We start from the raw sequence: 24,685 nt of genomic DNA on the forward strand, positions 1-24,685 counted from the left end.
GATGTTGACCTTTTACACCGACTAAATTTATTTTATCTAATTCCAGTGAAGATGAAGAACTGATTATTGTGCAATTTTATTTAAGTTCACCCTTGAAAATTTTATGTAGCATAACATCATAAAGATGCTGAGCCTGATTAAACCCATGATGTAAACTTTTTGAATGATTTTCTATTTGCATCGAGAAATTGTGAAAATTCTGTGGTAACACTTCTACAGCTGTCATTAAAGACTCTTTATTCTTTAATAAAAACTGAATCTTATTTAAAATTTGCACCATTTTCTGTTGGACAGCTAACATCGGGATATCTATAGGTATATCGTACAAATGATGCCATTCTTTATGAATTTGATACCATTTGAGAAAGTGTAATAAATAATCACTTAAAATAATTGTTTCATTTGGAATAATAGCGACGATATCATTTGCAATACACATTTTAGTTTCGCATTGATAAATATATTTATTTGCTTCCTTCATATTAGCTTTCGTAAGAATGATGGTTTTAGCTGGTACTAGTGAACACTTTAAATGTTCTTTCAATGTAATATTAACTTTTGGTAATTGGTCAATATCACCATTTAGCATTAACTTTTTTAAACTTTCTGCTGTAATTAGGGGTACTCCGACGTTTGGAAAATACTTTTTCTTCGGTACTATTTTTCCCTCTTCTATTTTAGCAACTTCATCTAATCGATAACGCTTTACCATGCATGGAATCCTCCAATCCTTAACTAGAATTAGCTGTACTCTAAAACAAGCTTCTGAAGAATAAATCAACACCGTTTTACACATGGCTTTTCTCTCAATAAAAACTTACCATTAATCATTGTACCATTTTATTATAACATTATCTCTATTATACCACTATAATGGTATAGGCATTTTTAATGTTTTTCACTAGCTTTTTACATAGAGGTGAATCATATGTCAGACTTTTTAAAGCTAGTAGGCGAACAACTCCGTATTATTAGGGTATCTAAGGGGCTTAGTCAGGAAGAAGTAGCAGAAAAAACGGGGAAACTAGGTTTTAGTAAAGGACGAATCTCAAACATTGAACACGGACAGTCTAATATCACATTAAGCACTTTAGAAACGCTAATGAAAGCATTAGATATTGCCCCTGAGGAGCTTTTTAATTTTCAAAAATTATCCGGTGTTACTGATATTGAAGAAAAGAACCTTGTGCTTGACATACATCGATCAGTATTAAGGGAGCGCAATTTAGACGAAGTGAAATACGTAGTACGCATTACGAAGGATTTTTTAGATACTATTGATTCACAATCAAAGAAAAACAGCTCCAATAGTCAATAACGTTGGAGCTGTTTGATGGCTAGCCAAAAATTATTTTTTAACAAATATCATCCATAACTTTTGGTGATGAGCCTGTTTTATCATGGTGGCATGCCATTGTTTTAACCATATAAAAGATCCATTTAGTCTACAACCAAATGGATCTTTTTATTACATTCCAAACTTTTGACGATAGCCACATTTTCTGCATAGCTCTTCTACAGCTTCTCTACGTGAAAATCCGTCGACAATATTATTTGCACGTTCTCCTTGAACAATGTCTGTAAAGGATTTCTCATTCACATTCCCCAAATTAATAACGCCCTCACCATCAAGACAGCAAGGCACTACTGTACCGTCCACTAAAATAGCGGCTTGGCTTCGTAGTGCATGGCAAAAGCCTTTGCCTTCATCCTCCGCTTCCAGTAAGCTTGGCCACTTAAATTCATGATCCTGATTTAAATAAATATTATTAGCAATCTTTACACCTTTACCAGGCTGCACTTTTTCTTCGATGCGATAATCAAGATTATATTCATTTTCTAAAATTTCGAGCGTTTCACGATTTCTCCGTGCCGCAATATCTGTTAAATGATCCTTTTGTAAATTCCATAATCGATATGAAATAATCGTATTATAGTCTTTCGAAGCACGCACAAAATCTAATATATCCCCTAAATATTTCTCACGATTTTCCGATCCCTCATGACCGTCGAAACTATGCAAAGAAAAATTAATTTGGCGTAAGGCTGGTTTCCCTAGTATCTTTTCACGATTCTTTTTAATCAGTGTACCGTTCGTTGTAATGTTAACTTTAAAACCTTTCTCATGTGCTGCATCAAGTAGCTGATCAATACGTGGGTGTAAAAGTGGCTCTCCTTTTACATGCAAATAAATATATTTCGTATGAGGACGTATTTCATCCAATATTTTATTAAATTGTTCTACTTTAATAAGTCCCTTTGCACGAGCAGTTGGAGGACAAAAGCTACATGCTAAATTACAGACACTCGTTATTTCTATATAAACCTTTTTAAATGTTCTCAACGTTGTTTCACCGTTCCAGTTCTTCTTATATTCAAATCCTATTCATTTTATCAAATTTTACGATAAGGAACAGTTTTTCAGTCTCCATCCCCTCACATTATTTATATATTTTAGGGCTACATGAACAGGTAAGCTAAAGAAAGATTAATAACTTAATAGTAATGCTAAAATAAAGGAGGTGAAAATTATGCCTAATAATGAACATTCAAAAGATCCATCTAAAAATCATATTACCATCCATCTTACTATTAATATTGGCAATAAAGAAATCCATTTTGAACAAAGGGCTGAAGGTGGAGGACAAATAAATAAGGATGTAGGTACTAATGCCAACCAAGGCGGTCAAAATGCCATAAATGGCAGTACTAGAAATATAAACTCCCAATTTGCTGATGGAAACGGCCGAAGCGGTATTGCTGGTGACGATAACGATGAAGCTGGCGGACAACAAGGCATAAAAGTAAGGGACAGTAGAGTTATCGACAGCGATATTCATTCATCTTCGAATCATAGTGAAGATGAGAATAACAACGAATAAAGTTGACCGCGCTCATCGAACTCCCCAGGAAAACGCCCTGGCGGAACAGAAATTATGGCGATGAACGTTGATTCTAGACTGTAAAAAACTTCTATCTGCAGGGATATTTCATACCACAGATAGAAGTTTTTTCGTTTCAGTTATTCGCCAAGGAACCAACCTCACACATTGCGTTTATAATTTTTTGTACCATCATATGAATAAAGCATTGGCTTTCCATCCACATTTGTTTCTAGATGTACAGGACGACCCCATAGCTGATAAATATATGGCAAAACGTTTTCTAAGTAGTGTGGATCGAGCTCCATCCCCTCATAGCCATGCACTAAATAGAGCTCTCCGTTCCGAAGGTAATCTCCATTTTTAACGACGATATATGGGAATCCCCCGTTTACACGCATCGATACGAGCTGATCTCGTACCATTTCATACTCCTTATCTGTAATACGGTATTCACTGCCCTTTTTCTGGAACAAATATAGATCTTCACGTTTTGCTAAATCCTTCGTCAAATAGTTACGGATAAAAGATATATCCGATTCTATCTCTCTAACCTCAAACATTTTCTCTCGACCGGAGTTTGGCTGAACACCTAGCTTTCTCATCTCTTCCGTTGGATGATTATAGCGGTTCTCAATATCCTCGAAAATTTTCACACCAAGGTAATAAGGATTAATGGATGTTTTTGAAGGCTGCACAACACCTGCATTTAATTTCGCATATTCAATCGTTTCCGCTGTTGTTAGCTTAAGCTCACGCATGATGCGTTGATGCCAAAAGGAAGCCCAGCCCTCATTCATTATTTTTGTCTCTAATTGTGGCCAAAAATAAAGCATTTCCTCACGCATCATCGTTAATATATCTCGCTGCCAGTCCTCGAGCTCCCGACTATGCTCCTCTAAAAATAGCAATAAATCTTTTTCTGGCTTTGGCGGGAAGTGCTTTATTTTTCGCCTTACCGATCTATACTCTTTTTCCTTATCGTCTAAACGCCAGAGATCATCATACGGTGATTTTATTTGAGGACTTTCCTCTTCAAGTTCATCTTCCGTATTCCAAGACAATTTTGGTCGTAAAAGGGAAGGATCGATATGCTCCTGAATCGCTAAAACCGCATCTAAAAACTGTTCGACCTCTTCCTTTCCATATTCTCTTTCATAGCCAGCTATCCGTTCAGCTGTTGCAGTCATACTCTCCACCATATCTCTTCTAGTATTGGAGAAGCGTACATTATTTTTAAAGAAATCGCAGTGCGCCAATACATGCGCAATAATCAATTTATTTTGTGTTAACGTATTGGTATCAAGTAAAAATGCATAACATGGGTTAGAGTTAATCACTAGCTCATAGATTTGACTTAGCCCTAAATCATATTGAAGCTTCATTTTGTGGAATTGTTTACCGAAGCTCCAATGTGAAAATCGAGTAGGCATACCATATGCGCCAAATGTATAAATAATATCTGCCGGACAAATTTCATAGCGCATTGGAAAGAAATCTAAGCCAAAGCTTGAGGCAATTTCTGTGATTTCATCAATTGCTCGTTCAAGCTCGTTCATCTCCACTTTTCTGCCTCCTCCTTTGAACATGGTTTAAGATTCATCTTTTTTGAAAAAGCTCTTTAAGGCATCGTACACATCGTCTTTTTTTCTCAAAATATGATATCTGAATTTAGGGTCATCTATTTTTTTGTAAGTGTACATAAGTGTAGAAAAACGGTTATGCTGATTGACTTCACCATATCCAAACATGCTCGATACATCCATTAACTCTCCCACTAGCTTCAAGCACTTTTCATTATCCATTGAAATATTTTCACCATCTGAAAAATGTACTGGATAAATATTATAGCGAGCAGGATTATACTTTTCCCTAATTAGTTCCAGTGCCTTTATATAGGCAGATGAACAAATCGTTCCACCGCTTTCTCCCTTCGTAAAAAACTCCTCTTCTGTTACTACTTTCGCCTCGGTATGATGCGCAATAAACTCAATTTCTACTGTTTCATACTTGGAGCGCAAAAATTTTGTCATCCAAAAGAAGAAGCTCCTTGCGCAATATTTTTCGAAGGAGCCCATGGAACCACTTGTATCCATCATGGCAAGGACCACTGCCTTCGATTCAGGTTTTTCCACTTCATCCCACGTTTTAAAACGCAGATCATCATTATGAATCGGCGTAATGTCTGGTTTTCCTTGCATAGCATTACGCTTTAGCGCATTAAGGATTGTGCGCTTTTTATCGACATTTCCCATTAAACCTTTTTTCCGAATATCGTTAAACTCAACTTTTTCCGTCTTAATATCCGCTTTTTCTTTCTGCTGTAGATTTGGTAGCTCAAGCTCGTTAAATAACACATTTTGAACCTCTTCAATGCTTACTTCAGCTTCATAATAATCCTGACCTGGCTTGTCACCAGCTTCTTTTCCTTTACCATTAGCCTGATTGCCTCTGCTGGGATCACGCGCAACCACATCACCTACATTACTGTCTCCTTGACCTTGCCCAACATGCTTGGAGTTATCATAGTTATATCGAATTTTATATTCATCAAGTGAACGTATAGGTATTTTAATTACCTCGCGACCATTAGACATGACAATACTTTCTTCACTAACTAAATCGGGTAAATTATTCTTAATAGCATCTTTAACTTTTTCCATATGCCGTTGCTGGTCCTGGTGCCCTTTACGATGGAGGGACCAATTTTCCTGAGAAATGGCAAAACGTTTATTATCGTTTTCAGTCATTTTTATCCTCACCCATCTATCAAATTCGCTTTTTCTATACTATGCTAGTCATTCGCTTTCTTGAACTTAAATGAAGATAAAAGGAGTGCCCTAAAATGGGACACTCCTATTCATTCCTATCAATAGTCTTATAGTTTCCACTGAATAGGTCGCTAACGATTTAACAGACTACCTACATACTGCAATAATTCATTAGCAGACGTTGTATTATAGCCATGCTCATCAACAAGTCTTGCCACAACCTCATTAATCTTTTTCAACTGTGATTCATCCGGCATTTTTGAAGATGTTGTAATTTTCACGACATCCTTAAGATCCGCAAATAATTTTTTCTGTATTGCTTCTCGTAATCTTTCATGAGAATTATAGTCAAAACGCTTACCTTTTCGAGCATAAGCAGAAATACGAATTAATATCTCCTCACGGAATGCTTTTTTTGCATTTTCCGAAATGCCTATTTGCTCTTCAATAGAGCGCATTAACTTTTCATCAGGATTCATTTCCTCACCAGTCAATGGATCTAAAATTTTATTTTTATTACAAAACGCCTCTACATTATCGAGGTAATTATTCATCAATGTTTTTGCAGACTCTTCATACGAATAAACGAATGCTTTTTGCACTTCATTCTTGGCAATTTCATCATACTCTCTTCGAGCAACTGCAATATAGTTCATATATTTTTCTCGATCTTCCTGAGTAATGGAAGCATGCTGGTCAAGCCCATCCTTTAGTGCACGTAGAACATCTAACGCATTAATAGATGGTATCTCTTTTCGGATAATAGCAGAAGAAATACGATTAATAATATACCGTGGATCAATACCGTTCATGCCTTCGTTCGGAAACTCTTTTTTAAGCTCCTCTAAGTCAACGGAATTAAATCCCTCCACATTTTCTCCGTCGTACAGTCGCATTTTTTTAATAAGATCCACACCTTGTTTTTTCGGTACTTCCAGCCTTGTTAGAACCGAAAAGATTGCTGCGGCCTTCAATGCATGCGGCGCAATATGAACATGTGACATATCGCTTTCTTTAATCATTTTTTCGTAAATCAATTCTTCCTGACTAACTTTTAAGTTATACGGAATCGGCATGACAATAATACGTGAATGTAACGCCTCATTCTTTTTATTTGAAATAAATGAACGATACTCCGTTTCGTTTGTATGCGCAACAATTAACTCATCTGCACTAATTAATGCAAATCGACCTGCTTTAAAATTACCTTCCTGTGTTAAAGACAATAAATTCCATAAGAATTTTTCATCAAGCTTTAACATTTCTTGGAACTCCATCATACCTCTGTTTGCCTTATTTAACTCACCATCAAAGCGATAAGCACGAGGGTCAGATTCTGAACCAAATTCACCGATTGTTGAGAAATCAATACTACCTGTTAAATCTGCAATATCTTGTGATTTTGGATCTGACGGCGTAAATGTTCCTATGCCCACACGTTTGTCTTCAGAAAAAGTAATACGTTCAATCATCACATTTTCAATACGTCCTTCGTACTCTTTTTCAAGACGCATCGTATTTAAAGGCGATAAGCTTCCTTCAATTCGTATACCATACTCCTCATAAAAATCTTTACGCAAATGATGTGGAATTAAATGTAGAGGATCCTCATGCATTGGGCATCCCTTAATTGCGAAAACTGCACCTTCATCTGTTCTTGAAAATTGCTCGAGTCCACGTTTCAACAAGGTTACTATTGTTGATTTACCACCACTTACTGGTCCCATTAATAACAAAATACGTTTTCTAACATCCAATCTTCGCGCTGCTGGATGGAAATATTCCTCCACCAGTCTTTCAACTGCTGTTTCAAGCCCAAAAATTTCTTGCCCAAAAAATTCATACATTTTTTGCCCATCGCGTTCCTCTACACCAGCACTTTTTATCATATTGTAGACGCGTGAATGGGCCGTTTGAGCAACTTCAGGTCTTTCCTTGATGATGTTTAGGTAATCTGCAAATGTACCTTCCCACTTTAGCCGATTTTCTTCTTCGCGATAGCTTTTCACTTTATCTAAAATGTTGATAGCCTTCCCTCCATTCAGGGCTTGATTTATAACATAGTATGAAGGAAATGACATTATGATACCCAATACTTTTTCTTTGTCGAAATTTCTTCTTATTGCGTTTTTAATTTTTTCCTCTGAAAAACAGGAATTTAAACGCTAAAGATAAAAAAGAATGAAAACACTAATCGTATCGCCTTACGTTTTTCGGCTTATTCCAAAAAGGATGTCGTTTTTTTAAAACTATACCTGAAGAGTGGAGGGTGCGATTCCTTGGGGATCAGCAATAGAGGAACGGAGGCTTACATCCTGTGATTACGCCCTTCGTGACCAACACCCTGTTGCTGCCGCTACGTTACACGACGCTTTCGGGACAAAAAACATCCTGTTGCCCCAAGCGGCTCATCGGACGCCCCCAGGTAGCTTTGCTCTGTGCAAAAGCAAAGCGTCAGCTACAAATGTTTTTGCTGTGCGAAAGCGAAGCGGCAGCAACAAATGTTTTTTCTGTGCGAAAGCGAAGCGGCAGCAACAAAGCGCCCAGCCGGAACGGAAATCCACCTTACGTGCGTTGTCTTTCACAAAATTGCTCATTTCTACCGCTTCATTTTCCCACAAAAAGTGCTGAATGAAGATAAAAAATTCGGTTATTCTAACGTTAGAAAGGAGGTCCACTATTTGCGCCATTTTATATTCCTTTTATTATGGATATTATTATGGAGTTTTACTCTCCCCTCTGTTGCTTTAGCAAAAGAAGAACCCACCCAAGAAGAAATTGTGCAGCAACGTATGGCCTATTACGTACAATTTGATGAATTACTTATCCCATGGCATTTCTTAGCAGCCATTGATCAATATGAACGAAATTTACAATCCGTTCGTAAAGATATTCCGAAACGGGATGGTATCATTGCCATTCAATTTTCTGATGAATATTGGTCAGGTGCTTTAAATCCTGTACGAGATGATACTCGCCCAGAAACAATTAGTTACTTTGGGGGGATGGGTTTAGATGGCAATGGTGACGGAGTTGCCAGCCCAAAGGATGATGCCGATATAATTTTCTCCATGGCTACATTTTTAAGTAAATTTGGAACAACTGATGAGGACTTTAAATTAGCTTTATGGGAATATTACGGAAGTGAACAGGCCGTAAATCAAATCTTCACCATTTCCAAAATGTATAGTCATTTCAAATCAACTGAGCTCGATGACCACACATTCCCAATCCCTACTAATTACGATTACAGTTATCGGAGTACATGGGGAGACAATAGGGGCTGGGGTGGACGCCGTATTCATGAAGGAACGGATATTTTCGCTAGCTATGGGACTCCCGTACTTTCTACCTCTTATGGAGTAGTAGAAATAAAAGGCTGGAATCAATTTGGTGGTTGGCGCATAGGAGTTCGTGATAATCATAACTCATATCATTATTATGCCCATCTCGGTAGTTATAATAAGAAGATTAATGTAGGCGACTTTGTCGAGCCTGGAACTGTTCTCGGTTATGTTGGTAGTTCTGGCTACGGTAAAGAAGGAACGTCCGGAAAATTCCCGCCTCATCTTCACTATGGCATATATAAGTTCAATGGACGTACAGAATGGGCATTTGATCCATATCCATCATTACTACAATGGGAACGACTAGCTAAAAAAGCAAAACAACAATAATGAATGACGACTCGGCTGAAAAATGGCGAAATGTTTTCTTTTCTGATTTAGAGCGCTTGGTGCACTTGTGCAGCAAGTGCTTTTTCTTAAATAGGAAAAAATACATAAAAATATTAAAAAAACTTCATAATTGCACATAAGATACTATATTTTTAACTACCTACCCCTTTAACACCAAAATATTATTGTACTAAAAAACTATTTTTCATTTTTCCATTAAAAGGGCTTATTTATATAAAGATTTAGTTATAAAATAATATTTGTACTATAACAACAATTATATTTTAGAGACCATTTAGCAAAGGGTGGGAAAAGATGAAAGGTATTTTTCAGTTTAAAACACTTAAAGCTCGAATATTAAGTGCATTTCTTCTTTTATTAGTATTAGTTGTTTGTTTTACAGCCTATTCTTATATTTCTAATAATAAGATGGAAAAACAAGCAGAAGGTTTAGTAAAAGAAGATTTACAAGTCTTAACGGCAAGTAAAAATTTAGCAATGTCTATGAGCGTTCGTCTCTCTGCAGCTTTAAGTTATGTTGTATCTGGTGATGAAAAATACATAGAAATGTTTAATGAATATCGTAAAGTAGCAGAAGAAAATAACAGTATTATAGAGAAATACGAAAATACACCTGAGCGTGATGCGCTAGTAGAAATGGCACGTACATGGAGCAATCGCGTTAACACCGAAGTATTCGATGTTTATAAAAAAGGTGATAGAGAATTAGCATTAAAAAATTTAACAGCTATGAATAATCTTGTAATCGAAGTTCGTGTTGGTTATGAAGACTTAGCCAATAAACGCTCGGATGCCATTACTAAGGTAGGAGATGACGTAGTATCAACAAGTTTAAGCAATAAAACAGTTGGAATGATTGTTAGCATTGTATTGACAATCGCAGGTGTCCTAATCGCTATTGTCACTGCTAGAGATATTTCTAAGCCTATTACGATTGTCTCAAAGCGCATGAGTGAATTAGCGGATGGCAATTTGCACCATGAACTACTTCCAATAACTCATCGTGATGAGATTGGTCAATTAATGCTTTCCGCCAATGAAATGAATGAAAAATTAAAGCAAACGATTAGCTCAATCTATACCGTTTCCGAAACAGTAGCAGCTAGTAGCGAAGAGCTGGCCCAATCTTCGAATGAAGTGCAATCAGGTACAGAGCAAATTACCGTGACTATGCAGGAGCTAGCCTCTGGCACAGAAACGCAAGCATCTACAGCAGGTGATTTAGCCGGAACAATGTCTTCTTTCCAACGCAGTATTCATGAAACAACACAGGAAGGCATTAAATTAAAAGAACATTCAAGTCATGTACAAGAACTAACAACAACTGGTAAAGACTTAATGATACAGTCAACACAACAAATGGCAGCTATTAATGAGATTGTGTTAAATTCAGTGAAAAAAGTTGAAGGCTTGAATGCGCAGTCTGCTGAAATTTCCAAGCTTGTTTCTGTCATTGATGATATTTCAAATCAAACAAATTTACTTGCCTTAAACGCTGCCATCGAAGCAGCTCGCGCAGGAGAGCATGGTAAAGGTTTTGCAGTTGTAGCCGATGAAGTTCGTAAACTTGCAGAACAAGTACAATTCTCTGTCACTGATATTTCAACAATCGTCAACCGTATTCAAGGAGAAACTGGCAATGTAACAACTGCTCTGCAATCCGGCTATGAGGAAGTAAAAAGAGGAAACGCCCAACTAAATCAAACAAATGAAACATTTGACCAAATTTCGGAAGCCGTTGAAGAAATGATCCTTAACATAAATACCATTTCAGGCAATTTAAATAAAGTTGCTCAAAATTCCGAGTCTATCAATGTCTCTGTTGATGAAATGGCTTCTATTTCTCAAGAGTCTGCAGCTGGTGTAGAACAAACAACAGCAACTGTAGAGGAAACTGCCGCTACTATGGAGGAAATTTCAAGGAGTGCAAATCAACTCGCTAGTATGGCTGAAGAGCTAAATATCCAATTACAGCGATTTAAAATTTAAAGTACGGATTCTTAATTTGGAGAACGTGAACGTGTTAGGTCTTTAACAGAGATTTCTTTGGTACCCCAAGCAATTTGGGACGATAACGGATCACTTCTCTGCCTCACCGGAGCACTTCGGTTCACTACCTGAGCGTTTAAAATATCAATCTAAAAAAGCTATCTCGACATTACGTCCGAGATAGCTTTCTTTTCTACATTTTAATTTATTGCCACTGTCTAATGGGTACCCTTTCAAGCTCATAGCGTTTAATAATAACACTGATCTTCTGAAACCATTCCTCACATAACTCTAACGCTTCTTGATACGCATCCTCTTCTCTTGATATAGGCTCACCGTTATCAAGAAAAATATATTCTAGAATAGGATCAGATAAGTTATCAGCTACAATTTTCAACGTCAATTGAGACACAGCGTTATCCTCAGGGTCCTCATCATCGGATTCCTCTTCTATATCCAGATCTTCACCAAGTAATGAACTACTTATTAAACTATTGCTAGTCCTAGCAATATACATTTCGTCCTCCACTATAGCAACTTCATATATTTTATTGAATGAGATTTCTTTTGTAATCAAATCTTCTTCTAAATCTTCTCTACTTACGAGAAAAAGTGTATTTGTTAGTTCATTTAGTAATAAAGCATTTAAACAATCATTTGAGATGATGCAATGCGTATGAGGGATAGCCATAAGCTCCTCCTCACTAGCCTCTTTCATTTCATTTAATCTATTGTTATAGATATATCGTTCTTTAACATATCGAATAATTCCTGCTATTAATACTCCTAAACCAATTAAAAAATAGACGTTGCTAAAGATAGCCGCTTCGACTAACTTTGCTAATAATAAATAGGTCATTCCTAGAAATACAAGAAAAAAGGTTTTCATCCATATCCCACCCTCAAAAAGATAATCGATAGGTTTATTTCATCCATGTTAATAGAAATTTTATTCTAACGATTATCTTTTCATTCTTAATTTCTATGGGACCAGTTATTCTGCCATTAAAATGGAGGTTATCTTGATTGTAGCTTTACTGCTCCATCCACTCTCTCTTACCTTTGCAGCCTTATTAGCAAGCATCGTTATTTCCACAACGCCTGCTGTAATCTCCTCAGACAATAATTTTCTATGTGAAAACTTACTTTTTAATTTTTTGTAACAATAAATTTCACAACATTCCCCTGGTAAAATTTATCCATTCCCGAAGTACTTTTTTTTGCCAAAACAAGCTAGTGTTGTTGTCCGCATAAAAAAACATGGGGGCATTAAAAATCAATGCCCTCATGTTTCCATTTTTATTTATAAATAATTATCAATTTGAATGTTCCTTTAATTCCTCTTTACTGCCTACATTGTCTAAAGTCTTATCTTTTTCAATTTTATGCATCTCGAGAACATGTTGCGAAGGTGGAATAATCAAACTAACAATAACAATTGTAATACCTGTGATCACAACGCCTGAGAAAACAGGTGCCTGCCACAGCTCATTTAATAAACCTAAAAACCCCTCTGATTGGATAGTAAGACTAGGCACATGTGTTAAAGATGTAATAATGTAATATACTAACCCGACAGATATACTCGCCCAAACTGCAGGTGTACTTACTCGCTTCCAAAACGGCCCTAAAACGATTGGCCAGAAAATTGTTACGAATACAATATCCCATGCCAAGTAGGCTAAATCAATGACTTTCTGGAAGCTGACCGCTAAAACTAAACCTAGCAAAGCACTTAAAATAATAATAAGTCTTGAAAATTTTAACAGTTTTTTAGGATCTGGGTTACGATTAATAAAGTCTAAATAAATGTTTTTCGTGACAATTCCTGAAGTTGCAACATAACACGCGGCTACAGTAGACATCCCCATCGCTGCCATTGCTGTTAAAAAGATGGCTGCTAGTAACGGTGGGAAATATCCTTGAGCAAAGGCAAGCATCAATGTCTCTGGATTTGTACTACCAGGATAAATCGTTTTGAACGCTTCTCCTAGCATACCCGGAATCCAGCTAATAGCGATAATAATAGTCCCAGCTATAATCATACTGCGCTGAGCTACTTTTGGACTTTTAGCCGCGGCTACCCTTTGTCCTAAGTCCACTGCCGGAATATCACCAAGTGCTAACACAAGATATAGTGTCCAAAACTCTGCTCCAGCCTTATTGAAGAGTTCACTAATATTCCACCACTCCGGGTTAAATGTTACATCAGGGTAATAGAATAAGATAAAAATTGTGATCCCTACTATACCCGCTACTGCCAGTGCCCCCTGAACAATTTCCGTATAGGCTACAGCCCAAAGGCCCCCAATTACAGAATATAAGGCAGTTAATGATACAAAAAGTAATGCTGCTGGAACGAAATCAATTTGTAATAGCTGCTGAATAATATACGTGCCACCAACTGTTAACGCAGCAGCATTAAAGACACCAAAGGCAATCGCCATTACGACGCCTGTATAAGCACCGAGCTTTTTACTGCCATATCTTAATCCATAGTAATCTGCTAATGTCCAGCCCTTTAATCTACGTAATGGCTTCGTCCAAATGAGTGCTCCAAGAATCATACAAGTCCCTAAACCACCCATTGTCGCTGAACCTTCAAAGCCGCCACTTGTATAACCAGAGCCTACCGCTGCAAAGAAGAATGGGGCTGCTAATAAGGCAGCCACTAGACTTCCTGTGACAACAGATAAAGGCATGCTCCACCCAGCAACAATTAAATCCTCCGCAGTATTAACCCGTTTGTATCCTTTATATCCAATGTAATAAATAAAAATTAAGTATAAGCTAAAGATGATTATATTTAACATAGTATTGCTCCTCAGTTTTTCACATTAACCGTTCATAACGACTCCGCCATTTGGCGTTAATACTTGACCCGTATAGAAATTCGCATTTTCTGAAGCTAAAAATAACACGGTCTTTGCGATTTCTTCTGGTTGAGCTAATCGTTTTAACGGATATTTAGCAGACTCTTCCTCTACATAATTCTCTCCAAATTCCTTTAGGATGTCTGTAAATGTACCACTAGGAGCTACTGCATTGACTAGTATCGAAGGTGCTAACTCTCGTGCCAAAGCCTTCGTAAATGCATTAATACCGCCCTTTGCAGCAGAATAATGCGTAAATTCCTCACAACCTAAACTACCAATATCAGAAGAAATATTAATAATTTTTCCATTGTTTCGTTCTTTCATTCTTTTTGCTGCTTCTCGACAATTGTAGAAACAACCATATAGATGAACTTTGATCATTTTATCCCACTGCTCATCTGTTAAATCCGTAATGCTTGAAGCCTGTGCGAACCCAGCGTTATTGACAAGAACATCAATTTCGCCTAACTGTTTGTCCATATATTGATACATAGCTTGAACTTGATGAGAGTTCGATACATCTGCATTACATTTTATAGCTTGTACACCAAACTTTTCTGCTTGCGCACGAACTTCCTCTGCCTCGTTATCATCACCAATATAATTGATACATATATTAGCCCCTTGCTCGGCAAAGCCCAAAGCAATGGCTTTGCCGATTCCTTTACTTGAACCCGTAATTAGTACATTTTTTCCTTTAAAATTAATGTCCATTATTGATCGTTCTCCAATTTAAATTTTGCTACAAGTACCTGCAATTCTTCTGCTGTTTTTCCTAATGAAGAAGATGCTTCTTTCACCTCTTGCATGGTCGTCAATTGCTCTTGTGTTGCATTTGACACATTCGCCGAGAATTCAGATGACTGCTCCGCAGATTGCTTAATATTATTGACAGATGCTGCTACTTCCTCCGAAGAAGCTGAAATTTGTTGAGATGCAGCTGAAATTTCACGTATCTGACTGGCAACTTGTTCTGATGAAGTGAGAATTTCTTTAAAGATTTCCCCTACTTCGTTTGTAAACTCCATACCAGCCTTTACATCTTCTTTACCTTTTTCCATAACAGTGATAGAGGCATTTGAATCAGCTTGAATTGTACTAATTAAATTGTATATTTCCGTTGCAGACTGTGATGATTGTTCCGCTAATCGTCTAACCTCATCAGCGACAACCGCGAAGCCTTTCCCATGCTCTCCTGCTCTAGCAGCTTCGATTGCCGCATTCAATGCTAGTAGATTTGTTTGATCTGCTATGGCTGTAATAAGATTTACGATATCGCTAATTTTTTTCGTATTGATATGTAATCCGTTTATTGTTGTACCGATTTGTTCAACAGAATCATTAATCAACTCCATTTGTGCAATGACTTGCTGAACAACATGATTTCCACGTTCTGAAGCTTGAGAAGCAGAAATAGATGATTCGGCTGCCGTATTAGCAGAGTCAGCAATTTGCTGGATACCTGTCGCTGTTTCCTCCATAGCAGCAGCTGTTTCCTCAGTCATAACCATTGAAGCCTCAGCGTTTTGCGTGATTTGTCCCATATCTTGAGCAATAGTAGTTGAGCTGTTATATGTTTCTGCTGCATTAACAGTTAGCTGATTAGCAGCAGAAGAAACGTTGTCAGATGTATTTCTAATATTTAAAATAATATGTTGTAAATTGGAAACCATCGTTTTAATAGATTTAGATAAATTTCCGATTTCGTCCTTCGTTATTTCTAAATCTACATTTATTAATTCTCCATTCGCTACTTGATTTGCAGCGTTCACTACTTTCTTAAGTGGTTTTAATAGACGATCAATAATTATGTAGAGTAAAACTAATAGAAGTAAAATTCCAATAACAGCTATAACGATTTGTTTTATGACACTTGTTTTAATGATCGTATTTATGTAGTCCGCAGAATAATCAATACCTAATAAAGCAATGAGCTTGCCATTGTCATCTTTAATAGGGGTAAACACAGTTCGCCATGAACCATAAGGATCTTCGAAAATATCAGTTACAGCAGTGCTATCATTTTTAATTGCCAATTTAGCTGTTTTTACATGTTCATCTGCTAAATCAGTAAAGATTTCACCCGCTTCATAGACATCGTTCAAATTAGATGTATAGCCGATCGGGTTAACGCCATCTGCGTCCTTCACATCCCAAATATAGCTCCAACTCATGATCCCTTGTTCTTCTTGAATCTTATCGAGTTGCTTTTGAATTTTTTTAAATTTAGCGTTAGTCTCTCCCTTTTCAGTCAATAAATCTTTAACATCATTCCTATCAAGATTCATAGCTGTCAATAAACCAACACTTTTCAACTCTTGCTCTAAATCAACAGACATTCGATTGTTTAATTCTCTAATACTTTGTGTAGTAATAATAGCAATTAGAAGCAAAACAATAATAGAAACCGTTAGTAAAAGTTTGTTTTTTAATGAAACATTTTTAAACAACTTCATGATTATTACTTCCTCCTTGATCGTATTTTGGGCAAAAAAAATAACCAATTTCAAAAGAAACAGGCATCAAAGAATATGACTAGCAATATATGTACCTAACTAGTACTCCTTTGCAGCTCAGCCATCATAGTATTTATTACCTTAGATCTGTAGCTTTGCGTCTCTACCTTTCAGTAGATTTGCCCATCTTTTTCCTCCTCAAATTAACATAATGGGTAAAAGTAGTCAATGTTACCAGGTTAAAATTCACATATTTTTTACTATTTTACTATTAGTATAAAATGAATAATATTACTTATTTTTCTCAGCTTATCCACAATTCTCTTCATAACAAATAAAAACAGCTACAACGCAATATTGTAGCTGCTACTATAATTTTAAATAATCAATTACCCCTAAATGATTATTCAAATTAAAGATATATCTATTTTAGTGTCATGTATAAGACCGACGGTATAAATGATAAAGCAAACATGCAGGAATACCACATAGATGTACGGCGTAATGAAAAACGAACTTGTTTCTTTTCTGCATAAAAAATGTCTAACATCACTGAAGCAACAACAAGTGGGATTGTAACACATGCGAAAGCAACTAATAAAATGTTTAAACCAAACATAAAAGCACCCCTCTGTTCGTGAACATTTATTTTTCCTCTTTGTGACAACTTTATGTCATTTCCAGTGTACACAATTCCGCCATAAATTGTCAACTATATTCAACTAAGGAAAATGCGCTTTTTACAGAATATTTTTATCACAGCGAGTATTTTTACGTAAAATTCTTCACGAAAAAGCAACTGCAAAATTGCAGTTGCTTTGTTAATCATTGATCCATTAGTTTTTCATTGAAATTCACACTTGACAATTCAGAGTGAACGTTTTTTAATTTCTATACTTATCTGTCAGCCCTCTTAAAAAATTTCTCACAAAGCGATCGCCACATTCTTTATAGTTACGATGACTTGGATTTCTTAAAATGGCACCTAATTCGCCTTTCGAAACGCTAACGCCTCCATCATATAAAATATCGAGCATCTCCTCAGTCGTTAAGGCTAACGCAATCTTCACTTTCTTTAATACCATATTATTAGGGCTTTCTTTTCCTGAAACAGGTAGTGGTCCTTCTGATTGACCTGGCTTAGGCTTTTGCGGACCCCGTTTAAATGTAATAAATCCATTTAAAAAAGCCTCTAACATTTTATTATTACATTTAATGTATTCTTCTGGTGCTTCTTCCTCATCATAAACTTTAATAAGCATGTTCAATACTTCTTCTTTCGTATAGTCCATGCCACCTAGCTGAAAAATTTTAACCATATCTGTATTTTTGATATCTAATGCATATCTTAAACGAATTAAAATATCATTGTTCGTCATTTTAAAAACCTCCATTTTTAACTGTAAAAGCGCTTCTAATAATCCTATCCTAATTGAAGCATTACTTTATTATAGCAGAGACATTCACAATTTTAGTTAGCTTTCCAAAAGTTACTTTACTAAAGTATTTAGAATGTGCATTTTATTTTTTAACATGTATGATTAGCTAACTCTCGACCATTCTAATCACAAGGAGGTGAGATAAATGGCTAATCGTAGTTCAAATAAGCTTCTAGTTCCCGGTGTACATGAAGCCGTTAATCAATTGAAATATGAAATCGCACAAGAATTTAATGTACAATTAGGGCCAGAAGCCTCTTCTCGTGCAAACGGTTCAGTCGGGGGAGAAATAACAAAACGCCTCGTAGAAATGGCTGAAAAACGTTCAAAAGGTTTATTATAATAATAAATTAAACAAAGAACGAATCCCTTTTTTAAAATTGGCATTCGTTCTTTCATGTTCGGCGGATGTCATGGAATCGGAAAGGGGTTCTTAGAGGATGTTAGCCTAAAATCATCGCATCCATGCGATAACGGCTAACTGACCTGCATCGTGCTGTTGCTGCCACTTCGCTTTCGCACAGACAAAACCAGTTGCTGACGCTGCGTTAGCACTACGCTTTCGCGCAAAAAACATCTGCAGGCCTAAGCACAAAGCCGATTCCAGACACAATTTATGCCGAGGCATAATTGATTTATTTAATTTCAACCGGTTGTAAAGCCTCGCTTGCCCCTTTTTTTAGAGTAAGCATCACGATAAAGGAAATACAATATAAGGCAGCTAAATAGATCATAACGACCGTCATATCATAACTTTGAAGAATATAGCCGACAAAGATTGGTGAAAATCCTCCAATTGCTCTACCAAAGTTAAAAATTGTATTTGTTGCTGTACTTCGAATTTGCACCGGATAGAAGCTACTAATTAAAGCTCCATACCCTGCGAACATCCCGTTTGAAAAGAAGCCGACAATTGCACCACCTAATAAAATTGCGATACTACCTGTGGCATATGCGTATAAAAATACTGCACATGCAGAGGTAAGTAAAAAGATTCCGAATGCACGCTTTGCGCCAAATCGGTCCATAAATCGTCCAAATGTTAGCATCCCAATAATCATGCCAACTGCTGTGCTAATTGTCCAAAGTGCCGAGCTTGAAACGGATAGACCTTGAGATTTTTGCAACATAGATGGCAACCAAATCATTAAGCCATTGTAACCAGCAATTTGAACAGTTGCCATAACGATTAATGATATTGTCGTCATCGAAGTTCGAGGCGTTTCAAATAGCTGCACCAACTTACCTTTTTCATGTTGATTGTCGATTTTTTTATTTTTCTGAGCAGCCAGCCACTCCGGTGATTCCTCAAGATTTCTTCGCACGATAAAAGCGAAAATGACAGGTACTACACCAACAAAGAATAAAGCTCTCCATCCTAAAGTAGGAAGAATAATGGCACTTAGTAACGCTGCTAAAATAACTCCGTATTGAGCACCTACACTAACATATGAAGAGGCTCTTCCTTGCTTATTCTTCGGCCAAGCCTCGGCAACAAGCGCCATACCAATGCCGTATTCGCCCCCTGCACCGAGACCTGCAATAAATCTATAAATATAAATTTGTTCAATAGTTGTTGCTAACCCAGTTAAAGCTGTACCAATTGCAAACAGCAAGACGGTATAAGTAAACACTTTTACCCGCCCATACTTATCAGCTAAAACCCCGAAAATAATGCCACCTAACAGCATACCAATATTCGTTACGGCAGAAATGAGCCCACCCGTTGCGAAATCAATGTTAAATTCCGAAATAATCATTGTCATTGCAAAGGAGATAAACATAATGTCCATCCCTTCCAACGTTAAACCAGCTACTGAAGCTACCACTGTTTTCTTACGATAATCCATCTTTACAATCCTCCAGTTTCTTGTTGATAAAGATCTCTTTTTGAGGGAATGGATTATACAATTCTTGTCCATTCTCTTTTGAAGCCTCACGGGACTCCATTAAAAGAGGTTGAAGCAAAATAAAAGCCCTTCTGTCACAGAGGACAAAAGGGCATGCCAAATCAAAGATATTATTAGCCTTAAAATATCAAGTAGCCCTTTTCAGCCTCTCTGGACCGTATTAAAGGAAATTTATTTCGTTCATTTATGTTGTTCTATATTCTATAAGATTATTATTGAAATAGCAATGCCTTATAGTAGAAAAAATTACCTTAGCTCTTAGTTGAGATAGGAGGCCATTTTCATCTATATCAAAAAAGTCTTTAAGCTGTACAACAGTATACCCATAGCGCTCCAAGTTTTCTTGAATAAGCGCACTTAATTCAGTATCGTCTTCAATATGCATAAGTTTGTACATAGTTAATTCTCCTTTTGGGCAATAAGTAACAGCTATTTTAGAAAAAGTTATTTAAAGAATCGCTAAAAATATTATTACATATAATACCATTTTACGATATATAATGTATAGATGGAATCGATACAGGGAACTCGCATAGCCAACCTTCTAAACTGCGAAATCCCATACTACGAGGAGGATTATTTTGAGCCAATCATCAACAGAAATTTTCATACGTAATTTTGAAAATGGAGACATGCCTTTACTTGGAGAATTGTACCAATCCGTTACAGCAAAAGAAAATGCGACATTTTGGTGGGTCGGAGACGAAGATAATTGGCGTAACGTTTATTGCGCATTTGAAAATGGGAAAATGGTCGCTAAGGGGCAAGTTAGCATCATTAACGTTGTACCCCCCGGTCGTTCAATAGAGAATAACCACTCTATATACGTTAATCTTAAAACCATTTCTGAAAGAGAACATGACATTGCTCTGCTCGATAAAGTCTATCAATATCTTTTCAAAAGAGCACATCAATTAAAGGAAACTTTACCTAAAGAATATGGAACAATCCTTTGCGTTGGTAACGACTCGGAAGAAACTGCAAACAATCAGTTTTTTATCCAAAAATGCTACCTCCCTCTAAATAGCCTGTATCGTATGAATCGTGATTTGAATAAACCTATTCCTGCGTTAACACTACAAGAAGAATTTCAATTCTCATACTGGAAGATGGAAACTTCTAGCGAGGAAAGAGATTACCTTGATATAGAAGCCGAAATTTGGCCAGACACTCCACTTGGTCTAAATAGGTTATCTGAATACAAGAACAACAAGCTATGGACATCCATGGTCATACGTCAAACAGACGCTATTATTGGTGGACTGATGGCATGGCAAGAAGAAGACTACGGTGTAATAGAGGACGTTTTTGTCCGTGAACCGTGGAGGAAACGCGGTATTGCCCAGTTTTTGCTTACACAAGCTATGAAATACCTTAAGTCTCATCAGCTACAAAAAGCTACTCTCATGGTACTAACTACAAATAAATCAGCTTTATCTCTATACGAGTCTGTCGGTTTTTATACGGATACAGAAGAGATAAGGTACTTTACAAAACTGAATTAGGCAACAAAAAAGAGGGGTTCATTGCCCCTCTTTTCTATCTACGGTCCTTCGTCATTCAACATCGTTTGATTCAAAGTTATCAAGCAATGCACGCACTTCATCTGTTGATTTCGTGTTCATCAATTGATTTCTTAATTCACCAGCTCCACGGAAACCTTTAACATAAATTTTGAAAAAGCGATGAAGCCCAGAGATTGAACGTGGTAGTACTTCCGCATATTGATCTTGAAGATCAAGCTGCAGTCTTAAAAGATCAAGATACTTTTTACTACTATGCTCTTTCGGCTCTTTTTCAAAAGCAAAAGGATTTTTAAAAATACCTCGCCCGATCATAACGCCATCAATACCATATTGTTCAGCAAGTTGTAGCCCAGTTTGACGGTCAGGAATGTCTCCATTGATTGTTATTAGCGTATTTGGTGCAATACGGTCACGCAATTTTTTGATTTCCGGAATTAGCTCCCAATGCGCATCTACTTGGCTCATTTCCTTTCTTGTACGTAAATGAATAGAAAGGTTCGCAATATCCTGCTTTAAAATATGCGTTAGCCACTCCTCCCACTCATTTACCTCTTTAAAGCCAAGTCGTGTTTTCACGCTGACAGGTAGTCCTCCTGCTTTTGCTGCTTGAATAAGCTCTGTCGCAACGTCTGGACGCAGAATAAGGCCACTACCTTTCCCTCTCGATGCCACATTCGGTACAGGACAACCCATATTAATATCGATGCCTTTAAAACCTAGCTCCGCCATACCAATACTCATTTGACGAAAATATTCGGGATTATCCCCCCATATATGTGCCACCATTGGCTGTTCATCTTCTGTAAAAATTAAACGACCACGCACACTTTTCATGCCCTCTGGATGACAATAGCTATCCGAGTTTGTAAACTCTGTGAAAAATACGTCCGGTCGACCGGCTTCACTTACTACATGACGAAAAACAACATCCGTCACATCTTCCATTGGTGCAAGTACAAAAAATGGTCGCGGTAAGTCACGCCAAAAATTATCTATCATGTCAAACTCAAATCCTCTCACTATGGATACAACTTCAAACTCTCGATCAAAAAATATGAAGCCAAATGTTCTACTTCTTTTACACTTATATCATGCTCAATAACTGATTATCAACAAATACATTTGGTATTTATAATTTGTGAAAGTCGTATTTTAATTCACATATATCAAAAGTAACCTCTTCTATTCAAGCATAAGATTCAACCAAAACCCTTCCATGCTTACACAAAAAGGATGGAATATTCACTCCATCCTTTCAGAGTTCTATCATTTACTAATCAATCACCCGAGCAACATCCCTACCACAAGTCTTGCATTTCCCCTTCAATACAGGGGCATATTCTCCCTCTTGTATCGTGTACTTCACAATTGCCGTTACACCACAATTGCCACAAAATACGTTTTTCACGAGCATTTCTCTGATATCTTTCGGGATAGAGAGCCATTTTTTTGCTGCGTCCATTATGATCGCTCCTTTAGAGTTAGTTCCGTAACAACCTCCACATGCGTCGAATGCGGGAACATATCTACAGGTTGAATCTCCTGCGTTTTATAGCCCCCATCCTCCAAAATTCGAAGATCGCGCGCTAGTGTAGCTGGGTTACAGGACACATACACAACACGCTTAGGACGTTGCTCTAAAATCGTCTGAAGAAGAGCCTCATCGCAACCTTTGCGTGGTGGGTCAACTACTAAAACATCCGCTTCTTTGCCTTCCTTATACCAACGTGGAATTACTTCCTCTGCTGGCCCAGCCTCGAAATACGTGTTCGTAAAGCCATTTAGTGCTGCATTGCGTTTTGCATCTTCAATCGCTTGTGGGACAATTTCAACACCCATAACAGCCTTTGCCTGTTGTGCAAGGAATAATGAAATTGTGCCGATACCACAGTATGCATCAATTACTCGTTCATCACCCTGTAAGTTAGCGTAGTCTAATGCTTGTTTGTATAGAACTTCCGTTTGCTCAGGGTTTACTTGGTAAAATGAACGGGCTGAAATTTCAAAGCGAACATCGCCAATTGTATCAATAATAACGTCCTTGCCCCACAGATTTACGGTTTCATCACCGAAAATAACGTTCGTTTTGTCGCTATTAACGTTTTGCATAATGGATGTAACATTCGGGACAAGCTTCTGGATTGTCGCAACAGCGGCTTCTTTTTGCGGGAATTTTTTCTTTTTAGTTACGACAACAACCATCACTTCACCAGTTGCTCGTGCCTTACGAACAACTACGTGGCGAAGCATTCCCTCATGCGATAATTCGTTGTATGGTCGAACACCGATTGCCACTAGTTCCTTTTTCAAACCTGCAAGAATAGCGTCCGCTTCTTCAGTCTGAATTAAGCATCGCTCCATATCCACAATGCTATGAGACTTCGTTTTGTAGAAACCAGCAATTGCTTGTCCTGCTTCATTTGAGGAGAAAGGTATTTGCGCTTTATTACGGTAATGCCAAGGCTCTTCCATGCCCTTCACTGGTAGAACAGGCGCATCAATTTTACCAATGCGCTGCATGACATTACGCACCATGTTTTCTTTCCATTTTAACTGTCCTTCATAAGACAGGTGTTGTAATTGGCAGCCGCCACATTGTTTAAAATATTCACAAGGCGCATCTACACGATCTGATGATGGCTCGAGAATTTCTACGACCTTCGCAAAGCCGTAGTTTTTTAACGTTTTTACAACATGTATTTCCGCCGTTTCACTAGGAAGTGCACCTTGGATAAATAATGGATAGCCATCGACCTTTGCGACGCCATTGCCATCATGTGTTAAATCCTCTATATAAACTGTTAGTCGGTCATTCTTTTTCACGGGTGCTGACATTCGTACATCCTCCATTTCAATCTCTTTATTGTAGCATGTTGTGGCGGATGACAAAAGAACAAGGCTTCATATTAACGGCTCAAATGTGGTCGTCTCTACTTCTAACTGATCAGGAAGACAAGATTGGTATCCGCTCTCAAACTGATCACCTTTACACGAGTAGAAAAAAGAGCCGCTATTCGCGACTCTTCCCCTCTTTCCTTACTGTATGGTAATCTCTAGGTGCCCACCAGAAAGCAGCAACTACACCTAGGATGACGACTATAAATGGTGCATAAAAAATCAAAAAACTTGTCATAGTTG

The 24,685-nt window shown here is 37.3% G+C and carries 24 protein-coding genes and 1 riboswitch; of the genes, 6 read left to right on the top strand and 18 right to left on the bottom strand.

Going from position 1 to position 24,685, the window contains the following annotated elements; translation table 11 throughout:
* Window positions 1-76: 76 nt before the first annotated feature.
* Window positions 77-712 carry a restriction endonuclease subunit S gene (locus ACIPKN_RS20620; protein WP_400939611.1) on the bottom strand — a complete coding sequence of 212 codons (636 nt, stop codon included), beginning with the start codon at window positions 710-712 and terminating at the stop codon, window positions 77-79.
* 216 nt (window positions 713-928) lie between these two features.
* Between ACIPKN_RS20620 and ACIPKN_RS20625 the strand changes: the two genes are divergently transcribed.
* Complete coding sequence (locus tag ACIPKN_RS20625; RefSeq protein ID WP_142510121.1) at window positions 929-1,318, top strand: helix-turn-helix domain-containing protein; 390 nt, start codon at window positions 929-931, stop codon at window positions 1,316-1,318.
* A 150-nt stretch (window positions 1,319-1,468) separates the two neighbouring features.
* Here the strand turns inward: ACIPKN_RS20625 and ACIPKN_RS20630 are convergent, their stop codons facing one another.
* Complete coding sequence (locus ACIPKN_RS20630; RefSeq protein WP_400939613.1) at window positions 1,469-2,344, bottom strand: radical SAM/SPASM domain-containing protein; 876 nt, start codon at window positions 2,342-2,344, stop codon at window positions 1,469-1,471.
* A gap of 187 nt (window positions 2,345-2,531) precedes the next feature.
* On the opposite strand from ACIPKN_RS20630, the gene ACIPKN_RS20635 reads away from it, so the two are divergent.
* Entirely contained in the window at window positions 2,532-2,882 is a 351-nt protein-coding gene (locus ACIPKN_RS20635; protein WP_400939615.1) for a hypothetical protein, read from the top strand.
* Window positions 2,883-3,043: 161 nt separating this feature from the next.
* Here ACIPKN_RS20635 and ACIPKN_RS20640 read toward each other — a convergent pair whose 3' ends face one another.
* From ACIPKN_RS20640 to ACIPKN_RS20655, 4 genes are all read right to left on the bottom strand, one after another.
* A complete protein-coding gene (locus tag ACIPKN_RS20640; RefSeq protein WP_400939705.1) occupies window positions 3,044-4,441 on the bottom strand; it encodes a SpoVR family protein in 1,398 nt (465 codons plus the stop codon).
* Between the two features lie 33 nt (window positions 4,442-4,474).
* Complete coding sequence (gene yhbH / locus ACIPKN_RS20645; RefSeq protein WP_400939617.1) at window positions 4,475-5,632, bottom strand: sporulation protein YhbH; 1,158 nt, start codon at window positions 5,630-5,632, stop codon at window positions 4,475-4,477.
* A 152-nt stretch (window positions 5,633-5,784) separates the two neighbouring features.
* A complete protein-coding gene (locus ACIPKN_RS20650; RefSeq protein WP_400939708.1) occupies window positions 5,785-7,680 on the bottom strand; it encodes a PrkA family serine protein kinase in 1,896 nt (631 codons plus the stop codon).
* Between the two features lie 381 nt (window positions 7,681-8,061).
* On the bottom strand, window positions 8,062-8,343 hold the full coding sequence (locus ACIPKN_RS20655) for a hypothetical protein (protein WP_400939619.1): 282 nt from the start codon (window positions 8,341-8,343) through the stop codon (window positions 8,062-8,064).
* Between ACIPKN_RS20655 and ACIPKN_RS20660 the strand changes: the two genes are divergently transcribed.
* Together ACIPKN_RS20660 and ACIPKN_RS20665 are read left to right on the top strand one after the other, a co-directional pair.
* A complete protein-coding gene (locus ACIPKN_RS20660; protein ID WP_400939621.1) occupies window positions 8,335-9,330 on the top strand; it encodes a M23 family metallopeptidase in 996 nt (331 codons plus the stop codon). The genes ACIPKN_RS20655 and ACIPKN_RS20660 overlap by 9 nt on opposite strands.
* A 315-nt stretch (window positions 9,331-9,645) precedes the next feature.
* A complete protein-coding gene (locus ACIPKN_RS20665; protein WP_400939623.1) occupies window positions 9,646-11,340 on the top strand; it encodes a methyl-accepting chemotaxis protein in 1,695 nt (564 codons plus the stop codon).
* A 205-nt stretch (window positions 11,341-11,545) separates the two neighbouring features.
* Here ACIPKN_RS20665 and ACIPKN_RS20670 read toward each other — a convergent pair whose 3' ends face one another.
* From ACIPKN_RS20670 to ACIPKN_RS20695, 6 genes are all read right to left on the bottom strand, one after another.
* Window positions 11,546-12,229, bottom strand: a complete 684-nt coding sequence (locus tag ACIPKN_RS20670) for a hypothetical protein (RefSeq protein WP_400939625.1) — start codon at window positions 12,227-12,229, stop codon at window positions 11,546-11,548.
* A 427-nt stretch (window positions 12,230-12,656) separates the two neighbouring features.
* Window positions 12,657-14,153, bottom strand: coding sequence for a sodium:solute symporter family protein (locus ACIPKN_RS20675; RefSeq protein ID WP_142510115.1), 1,497 nt, complete (start codon window positions 14,151-14,153; stop codon window positions 12,657-12,659).
* A 24-nt stretch (window positions 14,154-14,177) separates the two neighbouring features.
* Window positions 14,178-14,930, bottom strand: coding sequence for an SDR family NAD(P)-dependent oxidoreductase (locus tag ACIPKN_RS20680; RefSeq protein ID WP_400939629.1), 753 nt, complete (start codon window positions 14,928-14,930; stop codon window positions 14,178-14,180).
* Window positions 14,930-16,672, bottom strand: coding sequence for a methyl-accepting chemotaxis protein (locus ACIPKN_RS20685; RefSeq protein WP_400939632.1), 1,743 nt, complete (start codon window positions 16,670-16,672; stop codon window positions 14,930-14,932). The genes ACIPKN_RS20680 and ACIPKN_RS20685 overlap by 1 nt, the downstream gene beginning before the upstream one ends.
* A 108-nt stretch (window positions 16,673-16,780) precedes the next feature.
* Window positions 16,781-16,866, bottom strand: a riboswitch (cyclic di-GMP riboswitch).
* A gap of 230 nt (window positions 16,867-17,096) precedes the next feature.
* Window positions 17,097-17,291 (bottom strand): hypothetical protein, encoded by a 195-nt coding sequence (locus tag ACIPKN_RS20690; protein ID WP_142510112.1) that lies wholly within the window; start codon window positions 17,289-17,291, stop codon window positions 17,097-17,099.
* Window positions 17,292-17,556: 265 nt separating this feature from the next.
* Window positions 17,557-18,051, bottom strand: coding sequence for a YehS family protein (locus ACIPKN_RS20695; protein WP_400939635.1), 495 nt, complete (start codon window positions 18,049-18,051; stop codon window positions 17,557-17,559).
* 205 nt (window positions 18,052-18,256) lie between these two features.
* On the opposite strand from ACIPKN_RS20695, the gene ACIPKN_RS20700 reads away from it, so the two are divergent.
* Entirely contained in the window at window positions 18,257-18,454 is a 198-nt protein-coding gene (locus ACIPKN_RS20700) for an alpha/beta-type small acid-soluble spore protein (RefSeq protein ID WP_053483023.1), read from the top strand.
* A 292-nt stretch (window positions 18,455-18,746) separates the two neighbouring features.
* On the opposite strand, the gene ACIPKN_RS20705 is transcribed toward ACIPKN_RS20700, so the two are convergent.
* Both ACIPKN_RS20705 and ACIPKN_RS20710 read right to left on the bottom strand, forming a co-directional pair.
* Window positions 18,747-19,961 carry an MFS transporter gene (locus ACIPKN_RS20705; protein WP_400939638.1) on the bottom strand — a complete coding sequence of 405 codons (1,215 nt, stop codon included), beginning with the start codon at window positions 19,959-19,961 and terminating at the stop codon, window positions 18,747-18,749.
* 244 nt (window positions 19,962-20,205) lie between these two features.
* Window positions 20,206-20,418, bottom strand: coding sequence for a response regulator (locus ACIPKN_RS20710; protein ID WP_400939641.1), 213 nt, complete (start codon window positions 20,416-20,418; stop codon window positions 20,206-20,208).
* Between the two features lie 184 nt (window positions 20,419-20,602).
* Between ACIPKN_RS20710 and ACIPKN_RS20715 the strand changes: the two genes are divergently transcribed.
* Entirely contained in the window at window positions 20,603-21,526 is a 924-nt protein-coding gene (locus tag ACIPKN_RS20715; protein WP_400939643.1) for a GNAT family N-acetyltransferase, read from the top strand.
* 51 nt (window positions 21,527-21,577) lie between these two features.
* On the opposite strand, the gene ACIPKN_RS20720 is transcribed toward ACIPKN_RS20715, so the two are convergent.
* From ACIPKN_RS20720 to cydS, 4 genes are all read right to left on the bottom strand, one after another.
* Complete coding sequence (locus ACIPKN_RS20720; protein ID WP_400939645.1) at window positions 21,578-22,567, bottom strand: tRNA dihydrouridine synthase; 990 nt, start codon at window positions 22,565-22,567, stop codon at window positions 21,578-21,580.
* A gap of 253 nt (window positions 22,568-22,820) precedes the next feature.
* Window positions 22,821-23,009 carry a hypothetical protein gene (locus tag ACIPKN_RS20725; RefSeq protein WP_323655684.1) on the bottom strand — a complete coding sequence of 63 codons (189 nt, stop codon included), beginning with the start codon at window positions 23,007-23,009 and terminating at the stop codon, window positions 22,821-22,823.
* On the bottom strand, window positions 23,009-24,382 hold the full coding sequence (gene rlmD / locus ACIPKN_RS20730; protein ID WP_400939647.1) for a 23S rRNA (uracil(1939)-C(5))-methyltransferase RlmD: 1,374 nt from the start codon (window positions 24,380-24,382) through the stop codon (window positions 23,009-23,011). Before rlmD ends, ACIPKN_RS20725 begins: the two co-directional genes overlap by 1 nt.
* Before the next feature lie 175 nt (window positions 24,383-24,557).
* Complete coding sequence (gene cydS, locus ACIPKN_RS20735) at window positions 24,558-24,680, bottom strand: cytochrome bd oxidase small subunit CydS family protein (protein WP_256469478.1); 123 nt, start codon at window positions 24,678-24,680, stop codon at window positions 24,558-24,560.
* Window positions 24,681-24,685 lie beyond the last annotated feature (5 nt).

Source organism: Lysinibacillus sp. NPDC086135 (genome assembly GCF_044746345.1).
Classification (GTDB): Bacteria; Bacillota; Bacilli; order Bacillales_A; family Planococcaceae; genus Lysinibacillus.

Bases quoted from the DNA above. Each gene is read 5' to 3' on its own strand.
- yhbH (WP_400939617.1), bottom strand. From the start codon at position 5,632: ATGACTGAAAACGATAATAAACGTTTTGCCATTTCTCAGGAAAATTGG.
- ACIPKN_RS20700 (WP_053483023.1), top strand. From the start codon at position 18,257: ATGGCTAATCGTAGTTCAAATAAGCTTCTAGTTCCCGGTGTACATGAA.
- ACIPKN_RS20655 (WP_400939619.1), bottom strand. From the start codon at position 8,343: ATGGCGCAAATAGTGGACCTCCTTTCTAACGTTAGAATAACCGAATTT.
- ACIPKN_RS20685 (WP_400939632.1), bottom strand. From the start codon at position 16,672: ATGAAGTTGTTTAAAAATGTTTCATTAAAAAACAAACTTTTACTAACG.
- ACIPKN_RS20725 (WP_323655684.1), bottom strand. From the start codon at position 23,009: ATGGACGCAGCAAAAAAATGGCTCTCTATCCCGAAAGATATCAGAGAA.
- ACIPKN_RS20665 (WP_400939623.1), top strand. From the start codon at position 9,646: ATGAAAGGTATTTTTCAGTTTAAAACACTTAAAGCTCGAATATTAAGT.
- ACIPKN_RS20675 (WP_142510115.1), bottom strand. From the start codon at position 14,153: ATGTTAAATATAATCATCTTTAGCTTATACTTAATTTTTATTTATTAC.
- rlmD (WP_400939647.1), bottom strand. From the start codon at position 24,382: ATGTCAGCACCCGTGAAAAAGAATGACCGACTAACAGTTTATATAGAG.
- ACIPKN_RS20635 (WP_400939615.1), top strand. From the start codon at position 2,532: ATGCCTAATAATGAACATTCAAAAGATCCATCTAAAAATCATATTACC.
- ACIPKN_RS20690 (WP_142510112.1), bottom strand. From the start codon at position 17,291: ATGTTTGGTTTAAACATTTTATTAGTTGCTTTCGCATGTGTTACAATC.
- cydS (WP_256469478.1), bottom strand. From the start codon at position 24,680: ATGACAAGTTTTTTGATTTTTTATGCACCATTTATAGTCGTCATCCTA.
- ACIPKN_RS20705 (WP_400939638.1), bottom strand. From the start codon at position 19,961: ATGGATTATCGTAAGAAAACAGTGGTAGCTTCAGTAGCTGGTTTAACG.
- ACIPKN_RS20680 (WP_400939629.1), bottom strand. From the start codon at position 14,930: ATGGACATTAATTTTAAAGGAAAAAATGTACTAATTACGGGTTCAAGT.
- ACIPKN_RS20640 (WP_400939705.1), bottom strand. From the start codon at position 4,441: ATGAACGAGCTTGAACGAGCAATTGATGAAATCACAGAAATTGCCTCA.
- ACIPKN_RS20620 (WP_400939611.1), bottom strand. From the start codon at position 712: ATGGTAAAGCGTTATCGATTAGATGAAGTTGCTAAAATAGAAGAGGGA.
- ACIPKN_RS20625 (WP_142510121.1), top strand. From the start codon at position 929: ATGTCAGACTTTTTAAAGCTAGTAGGCGAACAACTCCGTATTATTAGG.
- ACIPKN_RS20710 (WP_400939641.1), bottom strand. From the start codon at position 20,418: ATGTACAAACTTATGCATATTGAAGACGATACTGAATTAAGTGCGCTT.
- ACIPKN_RS20670 (WP_400939625.1), bottom strand. From the start codon at position 12,229: ATGAAAACCTTTTTTCTTGTATTTCTAGGAATGACCTATTTATTATTA.
- ACIPKN_RS20695 (WP_400939635.1), bottom strand. From the start codon at position 18,051: ATGACGAACAATGATATTTTAATTCGTTTAAGATATGCATTAGATATC.